Below are 18133 nucleotides of genomic sequence, written 5' to 3' on the forward strand. Positions count from 1 at the left end.
TATGTGTATTTTTATTGTGGGTCAGAAAAAAACTATTTGAGAACAATAGCTTGCGGAAAGCATCGATGCGCAACTGTGGGAACCAAAATCAAGGTCGCACCGAGATCGGAGCGAAAATGCGACTGTGCCTCGTCGGAGGATCGGCGCAGGTCATCAGTGGCAACTTGCGACTCCCGCAGCAACGACATCGCATCCGACAATGATAGTTGCAACTCAGCCGAACGCTGCTGCTCTTGCGCGAATGCAGTTTTTAATGAATCTGCATTACTGAGGGCAAGAGCCAATTCTTGCCGTCGCACTTGCTCCTCAGCTTGAGCCTCAGTAATCCTGCGAATCGCCTCAGCGCTACTTTCCGCCGCGACCCGCTCGCGCTCGAGTAACGCCTGTTCCGCCGTAGAGCGCGTCGAAATTACCGCCTCGCTCCACAGCGTCATCATGGCCTGCTGCACACTTGCCGGGATATCGGGCAAATTAGCGCGCGCTTGGGCTGCCAGCCGCTCGGCTAACGATTGCCACCATGATTCAATCAGTTTGATCAGTGTATTCGGCGAACCTGTTCCAAGCTCTGCGCGCACTTTCTCGATCGTCGGCCGCTCGCCGCGCTGAAGCAATGCGTCCGCCGCCTGATTGACCTGATCCTGGGTAACTCCGCGCGCCATTTGCGTCTCCGATTCGAATGCCCTACTCTTCTGCAACGTACCAGCGATAATAGATGATTATCCTTAGTACGTCTGTGAATACGTAATATATACTACATAATACATATTTTATGAATCGCACGAATGTAATTTCTTACCCACTCATCGACACTGCTTTGGTGCCTGATCAGCTCGCCGACAGTGCAGCGGCAGCCGTGCGCGACATCGTCGCCGAAGCCGCGTGCGTCAATACAACACGTAGCTACGCGGCCGCGTTGCGCTATTGGGCGGCGTGGTTCACCGGGCGTTACGGTCAGCCGTTCACCCTGCCCGTGCCGGAGGCCACGGTCGTCCAGTTCCTTGTGGACCATGTCTCGCGACGTTCAAAACAAGGCGTCGTCCACGACTTGCCGCCGTTGCTGGATGCGATCTTGGTGGGTAAAGGATTCAAAGCAACTCGGGGGCCGCTGAAGTTGACAACGATCGTGCATCGCATTGCCGTGCTTTCAAGGGTTCATGCCCTCAAACGCCAACCGAATCCTTGCGAACAGCCGGGCATCCGCCACCTACTCAGTCGTGCGCGCCGTGCTGCGGTGAAACGCGGCGAGAAGGCACGGAAAAAGACCGCGGCGACCCGCACCGAATTGGAGGCCATGTTGGCAACGTGCGACGACTCGCTCTCTGGCCTTCGCGATCGCGCCCTGCTGCTATTCGGCTTTGCTAGCGGTGGACGCCGACGTAGCGAAATCGCTGCGGCTGAGATGGCTTCTTTGCATCGGGTTGGCGAAAGCGCTTACGTCTATCGGCTTGAGCACAGCAAGACGCAACAAGCTGGCCCCACCGCCGACTCCACGCCAGAGAAACCCATTCTGGATGTCGCCGCTGATGCGATGGAGGCGTGGTTGACGGCCTCTGGTATTGCCGAGGGTGCGATTTTTCGGCGTCTGTGGAAAAGCACGATAGGCGGCCCTCTCTCCCCGGCCGCGGTGGGATCCATTGTGAAACGCCGCGCGCAACTTGCTGGCGTGAAGGGGGATTTTGCGGGGCACAGCTTGCGCTCGGGCTTTGTAACGGAAGCAGGCAGACAAGGCATTGCCTTGTCCGCGGTCATGGCGATGACCGAGCACCGCTCGGTGCCAACGGTCATGGGGTATTTTCAGGCGGGATCCGCGATCAACAATCCAGCCGCTTCGCTATTTGCGAAGCGAAAACTGGAATGATCGTTGCTGTCAAAAAACAACAAGATTGGCTTCGTGAGTTTTTTAGCTACATCGACCGATCGCACGTCCCTTTTTGGCGTTCAAGGCAGCGAATGTACCATTTGATCGGGGTGGCAAACCGTGGGACGTGTTTTCAGAAATATCGGCTTGGTGGCCTTGGGCCGCTGGCGTTGTAAAATCTGTTTCATTTGACTATTCGCCTTAGCAGGCTGTTGGGAAACGATTCCGCGATCAAATTCTTGAAAAGCGAAAGATGCATTGTTTTTCGTGATCAAACTATTTCAGCGCAGGACTTTGTCATGTGCCCGAAACTATACGATCCCTGAGCCGCTTCAGCTCGGCAACCGCTATCTCGCACTCCCAGATGAGAAAAACTCGCCACCCTGCGTCCTCGAGCAATTTCCGAACGCGCCGATCCCGGTTGATATTGGCCTCGAACTTGGCCATCCAGAACGCCGTATTCGTAGCCGGCATGGTGGTGTACTTGCAGCCCTCGTGTCTATGCCAGAAGCACCCGTGCACGAGAACGATTGCGCGATGCTTCGACAACACAATGTCCGGCTTGCCCGGAAGCGTTTTCGCGGCCAGGCGGAATCTCAATCCCGCCGCATGCAGGTAGCTGCGATGTGGTGTTCTGCCAGTTCAGCGATTTGAGGGGGCGTAAGCAGCACGTCAGAGTCTCGGTAGAGGGCGATGGCGTAGCCCAGCTTCGACAGTTCCACCGCCATTGAAACGGCTTGGCCGCCATTGCCATCGGCGATCGCGGCACCCAACTGCTCGATGGGTCGCCCTTCGTGCGACGCTGGCCAGTTCTCGCGAATACCCAACAACAGGCCGACTTCAGTCATGCCCTCGCAGACGAGGATGCGGCGCGCAAACAGAGCCCGTGGTGTATATCGCAGGAGCAGGTGAATAGGATCCGGCATACTCGGCGCACGCAGCGACATGTGACGGGCGGGCCGACTGGTCTGGGCCACGAACAGACCCTTGGTTCCGGCTTCACCCAATGCGACGTCCGAATGCGTGGTCATCAACACTTGACCAACAGCCTTGTGCTCGAAAATCGCCTTCACCTGGTCTGCCTTGAGTTGGGCGATGGCCCCTATGATGCGGTGAGGTTCGAGACCGTTCTCAATCTCATCGACCAGTAAAATGGCCCCTTCGCTGATGGCTGACTTCTGAGAGCCTGTTCAAAGTCTCAATCTATGAGACCGGCGTGCTGATACTGGCGGAATGAGATCAACCTATCCGAGTGACATCAGTCGCGCCCAGTTTGAGCAAATTCATCCTTTGCTGGAAAGCGCACGCAAGAAGACCAGCCCGCGTCGGGTGGATCTGTACGAGGTATTTTGCGCGGTCCGCTACCTCCTCAAAAGCGGCTGCCAGTGGCGCATGTCGACTTACTAGTTGATCATGCCGGCCATGGCCAGCCACTGGATGAAAAGACGCCGTTGATGACGGACATTCCGCGCCTGCGCGCAGGTGGCATGGGCGCACAGTTCTGGTCGGTCTGGATTCCGCCGACGGTGACTGGCCCGGCGGCCGTGCAGATGACCCTGGAAGAAATCGATATCGTCCGGACGATGGTGGCCCGCTATCCCGATGTGTTCGCAATGGCTTACACCGCCGATGACATCGATCGGATCCATCGCGAAGGTCGGATCGCTTCACTGATCGGCATCGAAGGTGGTCATCAGATCAACAATTCGATGGCCGTACTGCGTCAGATGTACGTGCTCGGCGCGCGCTATATGACGCTGACACATACCAGGAACATTGATTGGGCCGATTCGGCAACCGACGCTCCGGTGCACCATGGCCTGACGCCGTTCGGCAAGGCGATCGTGCACGAGATGAATCGGCTCGGCATGTTGGTCGATCTCAGCCACGTCTCGCCCGATACGATGCGGCAAGCGATCGCCGTCAGCGCCGCACCCGTGATGTTTTCGCATTCCAGTGCACGCGCATTGGTCGATCATCCACGCAACGTGCCCGATGATATGTTGCAGTTGGTCGCCAAAAATCATGGCGTCGTCATGGTGAATTTCTATCCCGGCTTTGATTCAGTGGCGACTGCGCACTGGGACGCGGATCGTGCGGCGGAACAGGCTCGCTACAACGCACCACCGGGCGGTCTGTATATCGGTCAGCCCGAGCGCGCTAAGAACCTGTTCAAAGTCTTTTGAGCAGTAGCGTGAGGAAGGCAAGGTGAATGAACTGGAGGCTGGTATTGAGCTTGCGCTCGCAGTTCTTCCAGAGTCGTCGGCATTTCTCCAACCAGGCGAAGGAGCGCTCGACCACCCACCGCTTCGGGATAACGGCGAAGGTATGCAATTCATTGCGTTGGGCGATCTGCACGGTGGCACCGATGGCGCCTTGGACCGCTTCGGCAAAGGGCTGGCCGACGTAGCCGCCATCCGCTAGGACACTTTGTACCCGATGTAGGTTTGCCTGACATCGATCCATCGCCTGCAAGGCGCCCTTGCGATCGGTGACTTCCGCTGTAGTCACCGCAATAGCGTGAGGCAGTCCCTGCGTATCCACGGCAATATGCCGCTTGATCCCGAGACCTTCTTGCCGGCATCGTAGCCCTTATGCGTCGCCGTGTCGGTGTTCTTTACGCTTTGTGCATCAACGATCAAGAAGCTCGTCATGGCGTTGCGCCCCTGCTTGATACGCGCCGCGCCCACCTGATTTTTTTAACGCCCGCTCCAGCAGGCTGATGCCGTTCTCGTCAGGCTCGCTCCAGATCGAAAAGTACGAATGCACCGTTCGCCATTTCGGAAACTCCGTGGGCAGCATGCGCCACTGGCAGCCGCTTTTGAGGAGGTAGCGGACCGCGCAAAATACCTCGTACAGATCCACCCGACGCGGGCTGGTCTTCTTGCGTGCGCTTTCCAGCAAAGGATGAATTTGCTCAAACTGGGCGCGACTGATGTCACTCGGATAGGTTGATCTCATTCCGCCAGTATCAGCACGCCGGTCTCATAGATTGAGACTTTGAACAGGCTCTAAGGCCGCGCTGGCTGATTGGGACAAACATCATCCCGTGCCGATCGTGACGATTGGCGTGGTGGCCGATCATATCGAGCACATCCGCAAACTCGTGGGTGTCGAGACCGTCGGTCTCGGTTCCGACTTCGATGGCATTCCCAGGACACCCAAAGGTCTCGATGCCGTCGACAAATATCCGGCGCTGCTAATCGAGCTGGCCCGTCGTGGCTGGACCGATAAGGATCTCGCGGCCGTAGCTGGTGGCAACATGCTTCGGGTGATGCGCGAGGCCGAGGCGGTGGCCAAGCGGCTGCAAGCGACCGAGTCGCCATCCATGCTGACCATTGATGGCAAACCACTAGCAACCGAATAGAGCTCAGATGGTTGTGGCCGGGACGCATCGCAGTCCCGGCCACCCGCACTGTTTCAGGCGGATCGACGATCAGGGTTGCGGCGTGATAACCAGGTCTTGGAAGTCGTAGCTGAAATCAGCGAGCGGCGAGACCGACTTCATGTTGATCCGGGATACCTTGCCTGACGCGTCCAGAGCGAAGGTGACGTAAGCTGGTTCAATGCCCTTGTCGTCCCAGACCGTGCGGAACGTATCGTACTGCCAATACTCTAGTGTCGCTGCCATATTCGGCGTCTTGGTAAAGTCGATCCGCAGCCGCGCCTTATCCTGACTGACGTCGATCGGCCCGTACCACGGGTCGGCGTACTTGCCGACATAACCCGACAAGGGCAACGGTGGCTTCCCGCTCCCCGCCTTGATCTTCGCTTGCGCCAGATCCATCGCATCCAACGCCACGATCGCAGCGGCTTGACGCTGTTTCTTGAAGGCGCCGAAATCGGCTACCCAGTGGTGGTGCGGAGCACCGAGATAGTGATCGAGCAACTCATACATCAGACCTTTCATCACCACGCCGCCATCTTCGGAATTCGCCTGCATCGCGAACCCGACATTGCGACTCGGCAACAGCACCACCAGCGACTGTTCGCCGAGCACCGCGCCGCCGTGCTCCAAGATCGTGATGCCGCGATAGTCCTCAACGTCCCAGCCCAAGGCATACGCGGAGAACTGTGGGGTTAACGCATCCAGCGGCGCCGGGTACTTGCTGATCGGCGTTAGCACTTGCGGCGTCCACATTTCCTGCGATGCCGCTTCGCTAAACAATCGCGCCCCGTCCTTGCCTGCCTGCGGCAATGCCCCATGGTTCAGCTGAATCGCCAACCAGCGCGCCATGTCGTTGGCGCTGGAGGCCAGCAAGCCGGCCGGTGCCGCAGCTTGCGGCAGGCCTTGCCGTTCATCCAGCATTTCCAGATGACCCATGCCGCGGATGCGGCCGTCGAGTCTGGCATGCGGCTGTACCCGATCAGATGTCGCAAAATGATCCACTTCGTCGGTGGTGGAATGGTTCATCCCGGCCGGCTTGAGCACATGTTCGCGCACAAAGTCTTCCCAACGTTGGCCGCTCACCGCCTCGATCAGTTGACCGGCAACCATGTACAACACGTTGTCATAGGCATAACCGCTACGAAAGCTCGTGGCCGGCTTGATATAGCGCAGCGCATGCACTGCTTCTGCGCGAGTGCGCAAGGTACGTGGCACGAACAACAGGTCGCCAGCGCCGAGACCGAGTCCACTGCGATGCACCAGCAGGTCGCGAATGGTGATCTCGCGAGTCACCCACGGGTCGTACATCTGGAATCCGGGCAGATGATCGGTGACTTTGTCATCCCAACCGATCTTGCCCTCATCCACCAGTATCGCCAACGCCGCACTGGTGAAGGCCTTGGTGGTGGAACCGAGCACGAATAGGGTGTCGGCATCGACGAGTTCCTGCGAACCCAGCTTGCGCACGCCATAACCCTTGGCCAACACGGTTTTGCCATCTTCCACGATGGATACGGCCATGCCGGGAACACCGTATTGGTGCATTGCCGCCTCCATATGCGCATCGAAGTCGATGGGGACTTCAGCCATTGCAAATCCCGAGGGCACGAGGACACTGAGCAAGGCCACAGCCAGAAGTGACCGCAAAGGACGCGAGGTAAGGCAACTCATATCGATCTCCTGTTCAATGCAAATCCTGCCGAACCATGCGTCGGCAGCGTTCAATTCACGAATGCCGACGCCAAAGCCGATGAACACCGAGCGTCAATACGGGGGCCACATAAACCAGCAGGAACATCCACGCCAGTGCGCGATAGCCCTTGGCAATGAGTGTCACCAAACCAAAATGGGCGGCGATAAAGATCGAACCCACGAGCAAGACGCTCGCAATCAGCAGGCGACCCATCGTGGATAACGGCACTCCCTTGCGGACTTGCCACGCTGCGTTGATCCGCTCGTTGATTGCGTGCACGGCGCCCACGCCACTCTCAAGCAGAGCAAGGAAAATCATGGCCTGGAACAGCAGGTGGAACCACGGTCGGTTCAATCGTTGCAAAACAAAGTCTGACGGCAGGGTTTCGGATCCGATCTGCGGATACCAGCCGATCATGCAGACGAAAAACAGCAGAGCCGGGATCATCGCCAGCGGACCGGCCAGCAAACCAGCCACCACGGCATCGCGACGGCACACGAAATGCCGCGTAATGGGAAGAATGACGACGGCGCCAATGATGTTGTACCCGGCATACGTAAGGCCACCAACGGCCCAACCGGCGTTGATGGCGGGCACGCTGAAACCCAGCACGATGCGGTCTCCAAACGTGCTCAGCACAAAGATGAAAAACAGGATATAGATGCCGTAAAGGAAGAACGAGACCCATTTGAACAGGCGCTCGACCGAGTGGTTGCCGAATGCGGAAATCGTGCCTATGCCGGCCATCAGAGCCAACGTGCCGACTATCGTGGGCCAGCCGGTCATGGCTGCGACGATTGCGCCGGCCGCAGCTCCGAATACGGCAAGGATCAGGATCAGGAACAGCACATAGGCGACCTCGAACAATCCCCATGCCGGCCCCAGCAGCTCCTGGAAAAATCGCCGGTACTCAAAGGACGCGGTTTCGTGCGCGAACATGAAAGCAATGGTGCATATGACGCTCCAGATCAGCATCGCCAGCAGCATTCCCAAGAGACCGCCGAGCGGACCACCGGGAATGAAGAATTCCACCAGTTCGCGCCCAGTTGCATAGCCGCCACCGATCACCACCGCTTTGAAGGCCAGCCCCGGCAGCCAGTAGCGCTGGAATCGGCTCGATTGGCTCGTCATCGGGCGTCAGCTCGGAATTGGAGCATGCAAAATGCGTGGGAGACCGATGGATAACTCATGTCGAAACCAGATTGGGCCATCAATTTTCCAGGCATGCCTGAACCAGCCGATCGAACGCCGCGCCACCGCGTATCGGATCTGCGACAGCGCAACCCAGCCGCAGACTTTCGCTGGCGAGCAGCACCTCGGCTTCCGCTTCGCCAAGGTGCGCAGTATTCAAGCTGACTCCCGCACAACGAATGCATGGGTTTGTGCGTCGTCCGAGCTGGAGTGTCAATGCGATAGTTTCTTCGATGCTGGGCACCCGAAACTGGGAATGGCCGAGAACGTGTTCGCGTCCTGGCTGGTGGCACACCACGATCACATCTGGTTGGCTGCCGTGAAGCAACGCGAGTGACACACCGGCATAGGCAGGATGGAACACCGAGCCTTGTCCTTCGATGACGTCCCAATGATTTTCGGATGCATCGGGCGATAGCATCTCGGCTGCGCCAGCGGCGAAATCGACCACTACTGCATCCAAAGGAATGCCGCCGCCGGCAATTAGAATGCCGGTCTGGCCGGTCGCGCGAAAATGGGTTTCAAGTCCACGGAAACTAAAAGCGCGGGCGATGGCCAACGCCGTGTATTTCTTGCCGAGCGCGCAATCCGTGCCAACGGTCAGCAAGCGCTTGCCACTGCGTTTGCGACCATTGGCGATGGGAATATCGGACGGTGGTCGACGCACGTCGATCAGCTGCCGGCCCGTGCGTATGGCAGCAGCTTGCAGCGCAGGCATATCGGCGAGCCGCGTGTGCATCCCGCTGATGATGTCCAGTCCCGCCTCCATCGCGTTCACCAGTGCCGGCTGCCAGTGATCTGGAATGAAACCGCCCGCATTGGCGACACCAATCACCAACGCTCGTGCTCCGTTCGCATGAGCTTGGGCTGGAGTCATTGCAGCCAATCCGGTCGATACGGTGGCTCCCTCGATGTGGAATTCGCCGACGCAACGATCTGCGGCCCAATCGCGCAACCCAAATGCTGTTTTTGCGTAAGCGGGCTCCTTGGTATCGCCAAGGAACAGCAGATAAGGCCCTGGTAGCGCATCGGCTGGTGAAATCAATGGAACCGGAATATGGCGCATGTGGGGTAAGTGTCGTTTAGCGCGAATCGTTGCTCCGCGATTGACCGTTGTAGTCAATGGCGGAGCTCGATGGAACAACCGTAGCTGTTAAGTTTTTAGTACCGGTAGTCGAATTCCAGACCGATGGTGCGAGGCTGAATGGGCACCGCTAGCAGGTTTTGGGTGGCGCCGGTGACTTGATTGTCATTCCGCGCGATCGACGAATAGGCGCGCTTGTCTGCGAGGTTCTTCACATAACCACGAATCGTCCAATTCTCATTGGATATGCTGGCATGAAGATCGATGGCCGCGTAACTATCGAGCTGCAGCGGATAGGTGAATACGGGTACCCCATCGGCTACCTGTTGGCGTTCCGTCGTTCCGTTCAGTCGACTTCCCACCCAGCGCACGCCGCCTCCGATGTTGCCCTGCCATGTACCAACAGGGAAGAAGTAATCGCTGGTGAGCGATGCGGACAGTTTTGGAACATAGGGCAGTCTGTCGTCGGCCAGACCGCTTCTCAAATCCAGAAGTCCACCCGGCGTCGGGATAAAAATAGGCGTGTAGTCCTGGCTCAGTTGGCCTTTGTATAAGCGGCATTGAATCCGAGCTCGAAACTACTGTTGGGCCGGTACACGCTGGCGAGCTCCGCGCCATCACTGGTCGCCTTGCCACCGTTGACCAGCCCGCTCTTGCCACCGAACGAAGCCGGAACCTGAATGTTTTTCCAGTCGATATGGAACGCGGCCAGATCGATTTGCACGGTTTTGTCTACAAACAAACCCTTCGTACCCAATTCGTAGCTGGTGAGCGTGGATGAATCTACCTTGGAAGGCAGGCCCGGGAACGCGACATTGGGGCCGCCTGGCTGATAGCCCGTGGCAACTTTGCCATACACCATCGCATGCTCGGAAAGCTCGAACTGCGGTGTCAGGCTCCAAGTAAAAACACCCTCACTGGAGCTACCCGGCTCTTGGCCAACGGTCACAAGCGCACCGGCAATATTGTTCTGGCTGAACTGCTGATCGTTCTTGGCGTAGCGAACGCCAGTACCTAGCTTGAACTGATCGGTGAACTTGTAGGTGCCGTTGGCAAAAATCGCCGTTTCTTTATACGTCGCAGGCAATTCCAGCGATGCCAGGGTTCCAAACATGGCGCCATAGGGGTCTGCTAATGGACTGCCGTCGAGCTGGTTGAGAAAGATCGCTTGATTTTGGTTGCCCTTCTCGTGCGTGTAAAAAGTGCCGACAAGCCATTCAAAACGGACGTCGCTCTTGGACGCGAGACGAAATTCCTGCGAAAACTTGGTCAGGTTCAAACCGGTGTCGAAATAAGAACTGCCCGGAGCTGGCAGGCCAAGTGCGAGATCGGCGAAGTTACCGTAAGCGACAGTAGTGTCCTGCCGGCGTTTCGTGTGGGTGTCGGAGTAGCCAGTAGCCGATACGAAGTCGCTCCAGCCCAAATCCCAATTCACCGTTCCAGAGTAATAATCGATGCTCTTGGAGAACGGCTCGTTGACGGAGACTAGGTTGCTGAGATCCCCGCCGATCGGCCGCATGGTCACTGGATCGAGCGCTACCGTAGCGTTGTTGTCGCTTTTGATGGTCTGTCGCATCGCCCCAAGTTGCACGCTCACCGCATCGCCCTGCCAGAGCAGGGACACCCGCCCGCTGGTTTGCGATCCGCTGTTGACATTCTGGTTGCCGTGAACTGTATCGTCGATATAACCGGGCAAGTTATTGCGCGCGTATCCAACACGCAGCGCAAGCTGATCCTTCACCAGCGGCAAATTGGCACCAAAGCGGAAGTCATTGCCTGAATCCCCACTCGTAACATCGGACACACCGCCACCAACGCGAAGGCTGTAGGTTTCAAGATCAGGCGGGATGGTTACATATTTCAGCAAGCCACCCATCGCACCCGCCCCGTACAAGGTGCCCTGCGGGCCGCGCAGCACTTCCACACGTGCGATGTCGTAAGGCAACAGGTCGAGTGCAAAATTCGTCGCTGCCTGATAGAGGCCGCTCGAACCCACCGGCGTTTCGTCCAGATAGGTGCCTACGGTACTGCCGGAAGACAATACGGCGATGCCGCGCATGGACACGCGCGTCTGCCCTGGCGTACCGTCGCTTGTTACCTGAAAACCAGGTACGTAGTCAGCGTAATCCGACAATTGGGTGGCATTGCTGCGTTCAATCTGTTGCTCACCGACCACGCTAATGCCGGAGGCAACATCGCGAATGTTCTGCGCACGTTTGTTGGCGGTGACCACGATGGTTTCGAGATTGACGGCCTTATTAGCGCTGGAATCTTCGGCTGCAGGGATTTTCTTGGTCACCGGGTTGGGCGATTTTGAAACGGATTCCTGATCCGGACTTAGCGGTGAGCTCGAGTCGTCTTCTGCCATCGCCACGCCGCAGGCGAGCAGAGACAATGCGCCAGCAATGGCAATGACCAAGGGTGCACTTCGGTAGGTGTTCCGGCAAATGGATCGGTTCATGTTAATACTCCAGAAGTCATGCGGTGGCCACAAAAGACGAATGTCGATGGGCTAGGACATATCAGTGCGAAATTTGCCCAATACGGCTTTATTTAATCCCAAATGAGACTATTAATCCTGATTAGAGAAATGTCAATCCGCAGCGCGTCATTTAAGCTATTGTCGAGTTGCAGCTTCGCGTGTGGTGCCGATCCAGCCAGGACCGCGCAACACTTGTCCCGGCGTTGCGCCGGTATGTTCACCATCGCGCAATACCTGTACGCCGTTGACGAATACATCGCTCACACCGGTGGCGTATTGCATCGGTTTGTCGAAGGTCGAACGGTCGCCAATCGTCTGGGGATCGAACACGACAATGTCGGCATGGCAGTCAACGTCAAGACAGCCGCGCTCAGTCAGTTTCCAGTTGTGTGCAGGTAGCCCTGTGATCCGGTGGATGGCCTCTTGCAGCGACACCAACTTGCGCTCGCGCACGTAATGCCCGAGCAAACGCGAGAAATTCCCATAGGCGCGAGGGTGTGTGCTGGACTTGAGGAAAACGCCTTCAGGTGCCGAGGATTCTGCATCCGAACCAAGGCTCACCCACGGCTGTTTGAGGCCAAGCTCAACATTGTCCTCACTCATCAAGAAATAGGCCGCGCCCACGCGCCCCTGATCTTCGATGATGAGATCAATCAGCGTTTCTTCTGGCGAGGTGCCGCGTATTGTCGCGACTTGTGCCAGCGTCTTGCCGATCAACGGTTTAAGTTTGTCGCTCCTGAAATCCACCAACAGCACGCGATCATCGGAACCGGTGAGCAGGCGGATGTTTTCCCAGTCGGCGGAGGAATCCTTCATCTCGGCGATCACGCGCTTGCGAACCGCCGGATCTTTCAGCCGCGCGATCATGGCATCCACGCCGCCCGCCTGCACCCATGGCGGCAGTCCTGCCGTCAGACCAGTGGCTCCAGCAGTGTAGGTGTACATGTTGGCGCTGGCCTTGATGCCATCTGCCCGGGCAGCGTCGATCTTCGCGATTGCTAGCGCCATTTTCGGCCAGTTTTTCTCGCCTGCCGCTTTGAGGTGATAAGACTCGACCCGCTGGCCAGTGGCGCGACCGATGGCGATATTTTCGTCCAGCGCTTCCAGAAACCGGTTGGCCTCGCTGCGCATGTGCGCGATATAGCCACCGCCAGATTCGGCGGCGGCCTGTGCCAACGCGGTCAACTCATGGGTGTCAGCGAACGTGGCTGGCGGATAGATGATCGATGCGCCAACGCCCAGCGCGCCCTCGCGCATGGCCTGCCGCACAATGTCCTGCATGTGTGCGAGCTGCGTAGCATCGGGCTTGATATCGTCCTCGCCGAGCACATTGATACGTGCGGTGGTCGCGCCGACAAACGAGGCAACGTTCGGCGTAACGCCACGCTTTACAAGGTAGTCGAGATAACCGCCCAGCGTCGTCCATTCGATCGGATATTTAATGTCACCTTGTGCCTTGATTGCGTCGGCTTTCATCTTTGCGTTGTACGGCCCCATCGACCAGCCTTCGCCGAAAACCTCCAGGGTCACACCCTGTTTGGTGTCGCTCATGCCACGACCATCGGCGATCAGCGATTCGGTCGCCCAGCTCAGCATGTTGATGAAACCCGGCGCGACGGCATGGCCCTTGGCATCGATCACTTTTGTGGCGATCGCATCGTTGCCACTCGACAACAGCGCGACGATGCGATCGCCGCGTACCGCAACATCGACGTGGCGCGGATCACCTCCGCTGCCATCAAAGACAACGCCGTTGCGGATCAGCAGATCGTAATGCTCGGCAGCGTTAGTGTTGGTGCCGGTTCGCGATGTGGTTGCGCAACCGGCAAGGGCAAGGGCAAGAACTAGTGCAGACAGATGCAAGATACGCATGGCTGGTTTCCTCAACAAAGTTGGCGCGGCTGATCAGGTTCGGCGAGTGCCGGTTCGCGAGATACCAAGCGGGTTGTCTCGACCTTTCGAATCGGGCGGTCGAGCAGCCACAAAAGCAGTGCCGCGGCGGTAGCGAGCACAGCCAGCAAGCCAAAGAATCCGGCGTGACTGGCACGGCTCCAGAGCGTGCCCACTACGCCCGCCAGCAGGCTGCCGCTGAAGGTCGCCAGAAACCATGCGGCCACCGTAGTTGCGCCGAGCCGGGGCGGTGCCAAACGAGCGAACAGACCCAATCCAGTTGGCAGAATGAAGAGCTCGCCCAGCGTGAAGATCACGAAGAAAACCACGAGCCATACCCAACTGGCGCGTTCGACCCCAGTACTCGCCGACAGAAAGGCCAGCACCAGATACGCAACCGCGACGATCAACGCACCGATCGCCATGCGGCGTGCCGGTGAACTTTCACGACCGACATCCGCGCGGCGCCGCCAGTGCATTAGTAGCAAAGGGGTCATGCCGATAACGAGGAGCGGATTGAGCGACTGGAACCAAGTCATCGGAATCGTCCAACTACCTGCATGGCGATCCACGCCCTGATCGGTCCACAAGGGAATGGTGTTGCCGATCTGTTCGTATGCCCCCGGAACACGGTTGCCGCAATGCCGACGCCAAGCAGCAGCAGCCAGATCTTCAGATCGCGGCCGCCAGCCGAATGAGTTGCCACCGGCAACGTCTTGCGTTCGCGCTCAACTGGCAGATAGCGGCCACCGGCCAAATAAATCATCAGACCGCCGAACATCCCGATGCCAGCTGCGGCAAAACCGTAATGCCAACCGTAGATCTCGCCTAGCGTGCCGCAGATCAGTGGCGCCATGAAACCGCCGATATTCAACCCCACGTAATAGATGTTGTACGCTCGGCCGCGGCGCGGATCGTCGGCGCTGTAGAGATCATTGATCTGGCTGGGAAGGCTGGGCAGAAACAATCCATTGCCCAACGCGATGGTTGCGAGCGCGGGATACAGCAGTGATTCAAACGCCATCATGAAATGGCCGAGCGCCATGATGCTGCCGCCGATGATCACCGCACGACGCTTGCCGAGCCAGCGATCGGCGATCGCGCCGCCGAGAATCGGCGTGAAGTAGGCCGCTGCCGTGTAAAAGCCGTAGATGAAGGACGATTTTTCCTGTGCAAACAACAATTGCTTGGTCATGTAATAGACCAGCAGCGTACGCATGCCGTAGTAGGAGAAGAACTCCCACATGTTGGTCAGGAAAAGGACGGTGAGACCACGCGGCTGGCCGAACCAGGTCGCCTCGAATCGGCCTGAATCGAACGCGGCGGTGCACTCGGGCAGGCGCTCGTTCACTCGCTTTGCACCGCTGCCTGCGCCGCACCCCAGACTGCTTCGGGACAGTCGACGCGACCATCCGAATATTGCACACCAGGGATTCGATCCTGTTTGAGAAACAGCGGTCCATCCAGATCAACGATGTCGCACAACTGCCCCAGCACGAATGCTGGTGCGGCAGCCCAACTGCTGCCGGCCATGTTGCCGACCATCACCTGCAGGCCAAGTTCGCGCGCCTTGGCTGCAATCAGCAAGCCTTCAGTGAGGCCTCCACATTTATCGAGTTTGATGTTGACCACATCGAAACGGCCCGGTAATGCATCGATCTCGCCTAGGCTTAACGCACTCTCGTCGGCCGCAATGGGGATCAGATGCTCGATGCCGTCGAGCTCGGCTTCGCAACCGCGGCGACAGGGTTGCTCCAGCAATGAAACTCCGGCGTTCCGCAGCGCGATCATCAACGGGGCAAAACCATCGCGGCTATAACCCTGATTGGCGTCGACTGCCAGCCAGACGTCGGGGCGCGCCGCGCGCACGGCCTGCACGCGTGCAATATCCAGGGCGAGCTCACCAGTCAACTTGAGTTTGATCGCACGCGCCTGAGCCCACGCACGCGCGCCGTGGGCCATCACATCGGGTTCGTCCGCGCCGACAGTAAACGTGGTCAGTAGGGAGTGAGGCAACGACACGCCTGCGAGCTTCCATACGGGCTCACTCGCACGACGCGATTCCAGTTCCCACAGCGCACAATCCAGCGCGTTGCGCGCGCCGCCGGGTGGCAGCAGTTCACGCAAGCTGTCACGACTCAATCCAGATTCAATGGTCGCACGTAACCCCTCGATCGTAGCCAGCATGCTGTCCGGATTGTCATCCAGATAATAAACGCCAGCTGCTTCACCACGTCCTTCAAATTCACCATCGGACAAGGTAACTACAGTCGCAGGCATCGCTTTGAACACATAACCGGAAATGCGAAATGGTGACGTGAACTCCAGCGGTTCGTTACGCACTTTCATGGTGAGACGAGGCGAGGATTGCGGACTCATGGACGCTCCGGTTGACAAGGATTGAATACAGCAAGCACGCAAGGATCGACGCGCTGCGCTGTCAGTAGCTGGCGCTGTAACCCATCATGTGGAAAGCCAGCCCCACCCAGAGAATGCAGACCAACGACAGCACGAGCACGACGGCCCATAGCTTCGCCGTCCACACGCGCTCGCTGCGCAAGACCATCGCCGCATTCCAGACAGAAACGAGCGCGCCAATCGGGAACAAAAACAGTGCCATTAGGCGCAACAAATGCACTAGCCAGTCGGTGCTCGCAGTCAACAAATTGAAATTGCTCAAGAAAGTGACGACGGTTCCCGCGTATGCCAACACCGTCGCCAGCACTACCAGCGCAGTGACCCGGATTACCCGATGGGCGGAGGCGTCAGCGCCGACGAGTGCGTAAGGCAACTTGTAGCGCCGACGCACTAAAGCCGAAATCGGCCAAGCGAGCACGGTCAATAACAAGGCGCCCAATGCCAGTATCAGCGACGTCTTGAGCCACGCCGCAGACCGCCACCAAGGCACCGGTTCCCACAGCATGAACGGAGAAATCCATTCGGCGCTGTAACGCTGTACTTTGCCGTCCACGACTTTCGCTGCGAGTCGATCATTGCCGTTGATATCACGCCACACATACGGCGCAATCTCCTGCCACTTGATCGGATCGCCACTCAAATCGGTAAGCGATGGCACAATGATCGAGCCCTTGCCGTCGGCCAAGACCTTGCTCTGATCAGTGAACAGATTGAGCACTGATATGAACGTATCATCAGCACGTCGGCTGCCTTCGTACGTCCCTTCCATCTGCTGAGCGTGCAGTTTTGCCGTAGCCGGGTCGACCTTGCCATCGGCCAGTTTCGGACCGGGCAGATAACGGTTGGCGAACGTATTGAACAGGTCAACGCGGATCTTGCCGGCAACGCCCTCCTTGCCCGGACTGTTGAACGAAACGAACAGGCCAACGCCGTCGTCCAGGAACAGATAAAGATCGGAATGGAAAGCCTGCAAGTCGCCTGCATGTGCAATCACGCGACGACCATTGGTGTTGGCCTCGTAGAAGCCCAGCACCATCCGATGTAGCGGCGGAAGAATGTCGAGCGCTGTGCTGTGCATTTCCTTGGCGGTGGCCTCGCTGAGGATGCGATGGTCGCCGAACGCGCCATTTTGCAGGTGGGCAATCATGAACCGACCCATGTCCGCACCCGATGCGGTGGCGCTGCCCGCGGGCGCCGGATTGACGATTTCAAAGCCGACCGGCGTGTCCTTGCCCGGCACATAGCCTTCCGACAGATCGGGCAACAACGCCTTGGGCACCGGCTGACGAAAACTGGCGTGAACCATGCCCAGCGGCGCGAAGATGTGCTGGTCGATATAGTCGTCGTACGACTCGCCCGACACGCGCTGCACGATGTAACCGGCCAGCGAAGTCGCGTAGTTGGAATACGACGGCGTGGTACCCGGCGCGAAGATCCGTGTGGGCACGGTCTTCACGTACTCTTCCAACGTCGTTGCATCCTTTGGCAGCGTGGTGATCAGGCCATGCGCATGTTCCTCAATTCCGCTGGTGTGAGTCATGATGTTGCGCAGGGTGATCGGCTTGCCCTCGTAGGGTGGAATCTTGAAGTCGAGGTATTGGTTGACGTCTGCATCCAGATCGAGCTTGTGCGCCTCGACCAGTTGCATCACTGCGGTCCAGGTGAACAGCTTGGAGATCGAACCGGGACGGAACAGCGTGGTCTGGGCGTCGACCGGCTTGTGCGTCGCGAGGTCGGCATAGCCATAGCCCTTTTCCAGCAGCGGCTTGCCATCTTTCACCACGACCACAACCGCACCGGGGATGTTAGCGCGAGCGAGTGCGTAGGAAATGTATCCGTCCAGCCATGCCTCCAGATCGGGGCGATTCAGCGCTGGATGGTCGGCATCATTTGCGGTTGACAGCTCCAGCGAGGGAGTGACAGCCACCGCGGACGACGCCGAAACGGCCGGTGGCGTAACCGACTGTGCGAGGCATGCAAGCGGCAAGCAGATAAGTGTCGCGAGTATGCTGGCCAAAACGAATGTCGGACGCATCAGATATCTCCTTCAGTAAGTGCATTGGCAATGAAGGGCGCTGGCGCATGAGCGCGATCCAGACCGACACTGTCCTATTTCGCAATAATGAACC

Annotated in this window: 16 protein-coding genes and 2 pseudogenes; 4 read left to right on the top strand and 14 right to left on the bottom strand. The window is 58.2% G+C overall.

Annotation, left to right across the window (positions count from 1 at the left end):
- Positions 1-32: 32 nt before the first annotated feature.
- Complete coding sequence (locus tag ELE36_RS10445) at positions 33-659, bottom strand: DNA-binding protein (RefSeq protein WP_129833072.1); 627 nt, start codon at positions 657-659, stop codon at positions 33-35.
- A gap of 110 nt (positions 660-769) precedes the next feature.
- Between ELE36_RS10445 and ELE36_RS10450 the strand changes: the two genes are divergently transcribed.
- Positions 770-1858 carry a site-specific integrase gene (locus ELE36_RS10450; protein WP_129833074.1) on the top strand — a complete coding sequence of 363 codons (1089 nt, stop codon included), beginning with the start codon at positions 770-772 and terminating at the stop codon, positions 1856-1858.
- Positions 1859-2155: 297 nt separating this feature from the next.
- On the opposite strand, the gene ELE36_RS10455 is transcribed toward ELE36_RS10450, so the two are convergent.
- Both ELE36_RS10455 and ELE36_RS10460 read right to left on the bottom strand, forming a co-directional pair.
- The gene (locus ELE36_RS10455) at positions 2156-2458 is read right to left on the bottom strand and encodes a very short patch repair endonuclease (RefSeq protein WP_242512235.1); all 303 of its coding nucleotides are present in this window, start codon (positions 2456-2458) and stop codon (positions 2156-2158) included.
- Complete coding sequence (locus tag ELE36_RS10460; RefSeq protein ID WP_129833076.1) at positions 2455-3027, bottom strand: AAA family ATPase; 573 nt, start codon at positions 3025-3027, stop codon at positions 2455-2457. The genes ELE36_RS10455 and ELE36_RS10460 overlap by 4 nt, the downstream gene beginning before the upstream one ends.
- A 64-nt stretch (positions 3028-3091) precedes the next feature.
- Here ELE36_RS10460 and ELE36_RS10465 point away from each other — a divergent pair.
- Both ELE36_RS10465 and ELE36_RS10470 read left to right on the top strand, forming a co-directional pair.
- Positions 3092-3250 (top strand): annotated as a pseudogene (locus ELE36_RS10465) (transposase); the annotation flags it as partial.
- Positions 3244-4044 carry a dipeptidase gene (locus tag ELE36_RS10470; RefSeq protein WP_242512236.1) on the top strand — a complete coding sequence of 267 codons (801 nt, stop codon included), beginning with the start codon at positions 3244-3246 and terminating at the stop codon, positions 4042-4044. The pseudogene ELE36_RS10465 and the gene ELE36_RS10470, both read left to right, overlap by 7 nt.
- On the opposite strand, the pseudogene ELE36_RS10475 reads toward ELE36_RS10470, so the two are convergent.
- Positions 4031-4819, bottom strand: a pseudogene (locus ELE36_RS10475) (IS5 family transposase). The gene ELE36_RS10470 and the pseudogene ELE36_RS10475 sit on opposite strands and share 14 nt — an antisense overlap.
- Positions 4820-4907: 88 nt before the next feature.
- Between ELE36_RS10475 and ELE36_RS10480 the strand changes: the two are divergent.
- Positions 4908-5225 carry a membrane dipeptidase gene (locus ELE36_RS10480; protein WP_207215750.1) on the top strand — a complete coding sequence of 106 codons (318 nt, stop codon included), beginning with the start codon at positions 4908-4910 and terminating at the stop codon, positions 5223-5225.
- A gap of 69 nt (positions 5226-5294) precedes the next feature.
- Here ELE36_RS10480 and ELE36_RS10485 read toward each other — a convergent pair whose 3' ends face one another.
- The 10 genes from ELE36_RS10485 to ELE36_RS10525 all read right to left on the bottom strand — a co-directional run bounded on the left by ELE36_RS10485 (position 5295) and on the right by ELE36_RS10525 (position 18039).
- Positions 5295-6836, bottom strand: a complete 1542-nt coding sequence (locus ELE36_RS10485; protein WP_207215751.1) for a serine hydrolase — start codon at positions 6834-6836, stop codon at positions 5295-5297.
- Positions 6837-6972: 136 nt separating this feature from the next.
- A complete protein-coding gene (locus tag ELE36_RS10490) occupies positions 6973-8070 on the bottom strand; it encodes a YkvI family membrane protein (RefSeq protein ID WP_129833084.1) in 1098 nt (365 codons plus the stop codon).
- Positions 8071-8149: 79 nt separating this feature from the next.
- A complete protein-coding gene (locus tag ELE36_RS10495; RefSeq protein ID WP_129833085.1) occupies positions 8150-9196 on the bottom strand; it encodes an N-acetyltransferase DgcN family protein in 1047 nt (348 codons plus the stop codon).
- A gap of 95 nt (positions 9197-9291) precedes the next feature.
- Positions 9292-9699, bottom strand: a complete 408-nt coding sequence (locus ELE36_RS20965; RefSeq protein WP_165371563.1) for a TonB-dependent receptor domain-containing protein — start codon at positions 9697-9699, stop codon at positions 9292-9294.
- 50 nt (positions 9700-9749) lie between these two features.
- Complete coding sequence (locus tag ELE36_RS10505) at positions 9750-11675, bottom strand: TonB-dependent receptor (RefSeq protein WP_129833089.1); 1926 nt, start codon at positions 11673-11675, stop codon at positions 9750-9752.
- A gap of 156 nt (positions 11676-11831) precedes the next feature.
- The gene (locus ELE36_RS10510; RefSeq protein WP_129833091.1) at positions 11832-13568 is read right to left on the bottom strand and encodes an N-acyl-D-amino-acid deacylase family protein; all 1737 of its coding nucleotides are present in this window, start codon (positions 13566-13568) and stop codon (positions 11832-11834) included.
- Between the two features lie 11 nt (positions 13569-13579).
- Complete coding sequence (locus tag ELE36_RS20730; protein ID WP_242512237.1) at positions 13580-14158, bottom strand: POT-type proton-dependent oligopeptide transporter; 579 nt, start codon at positions 14156-14158, stop codon at positions 13580-13582.
- On the bottom strand, positions 14122-14937 hold the full coding sequence (locus ELE36_RS20735) for a peptide MFS transporter (RefSeq protein ID WP_242512238.1): 816 nt from the start codon (positions 14935-14937) through the stop codon (positions 14122-14124). Before ELE36_RS20735 ends, ELE36_RS20730 begins: the two co-directional genes overlap by 37 nt.
- Positions 14934-15965: a dipeptide epimerase gene (locus ELE36_RS10520; RefSeq protein ID WP_129833093.1), complete on the bottom strand. Its 1032-nt coding sequence runs from the start codon at positions 15963-15965 to the stop codon at positions 14934-14936. The genes ELE36_RS20735 and ELE36_RS10520 overlap by 4 nt, the downstream gene beginning before the upstream one ends.
- A 61-nt stretch (positions 15966-16026) precedes the next feature.
- On the bottom strand, positions 16027-18039 hold the full coding sequence (locus tag ELE36_RS10525; protein ID WP_129833095.1) for a serine hydrolase domain-containing protein: 2013 nt from the start codon (positions 18037-18039) through the stop codon (positions 16027-16029).
- Positions 18040-18133: the final 94 nt, after the last annotated feature.

This window comes from Pseudolysobacter antarcticus (genome assembly GCF_004168365.1).
Classification (GTDB): Bacteria; Pseudomonadota; Gammaproteobacteria; order Xanthomonadales; family Rhodanobacteraceae; genus Pseudolysobacter; species Pseudolysobacter antarcticus.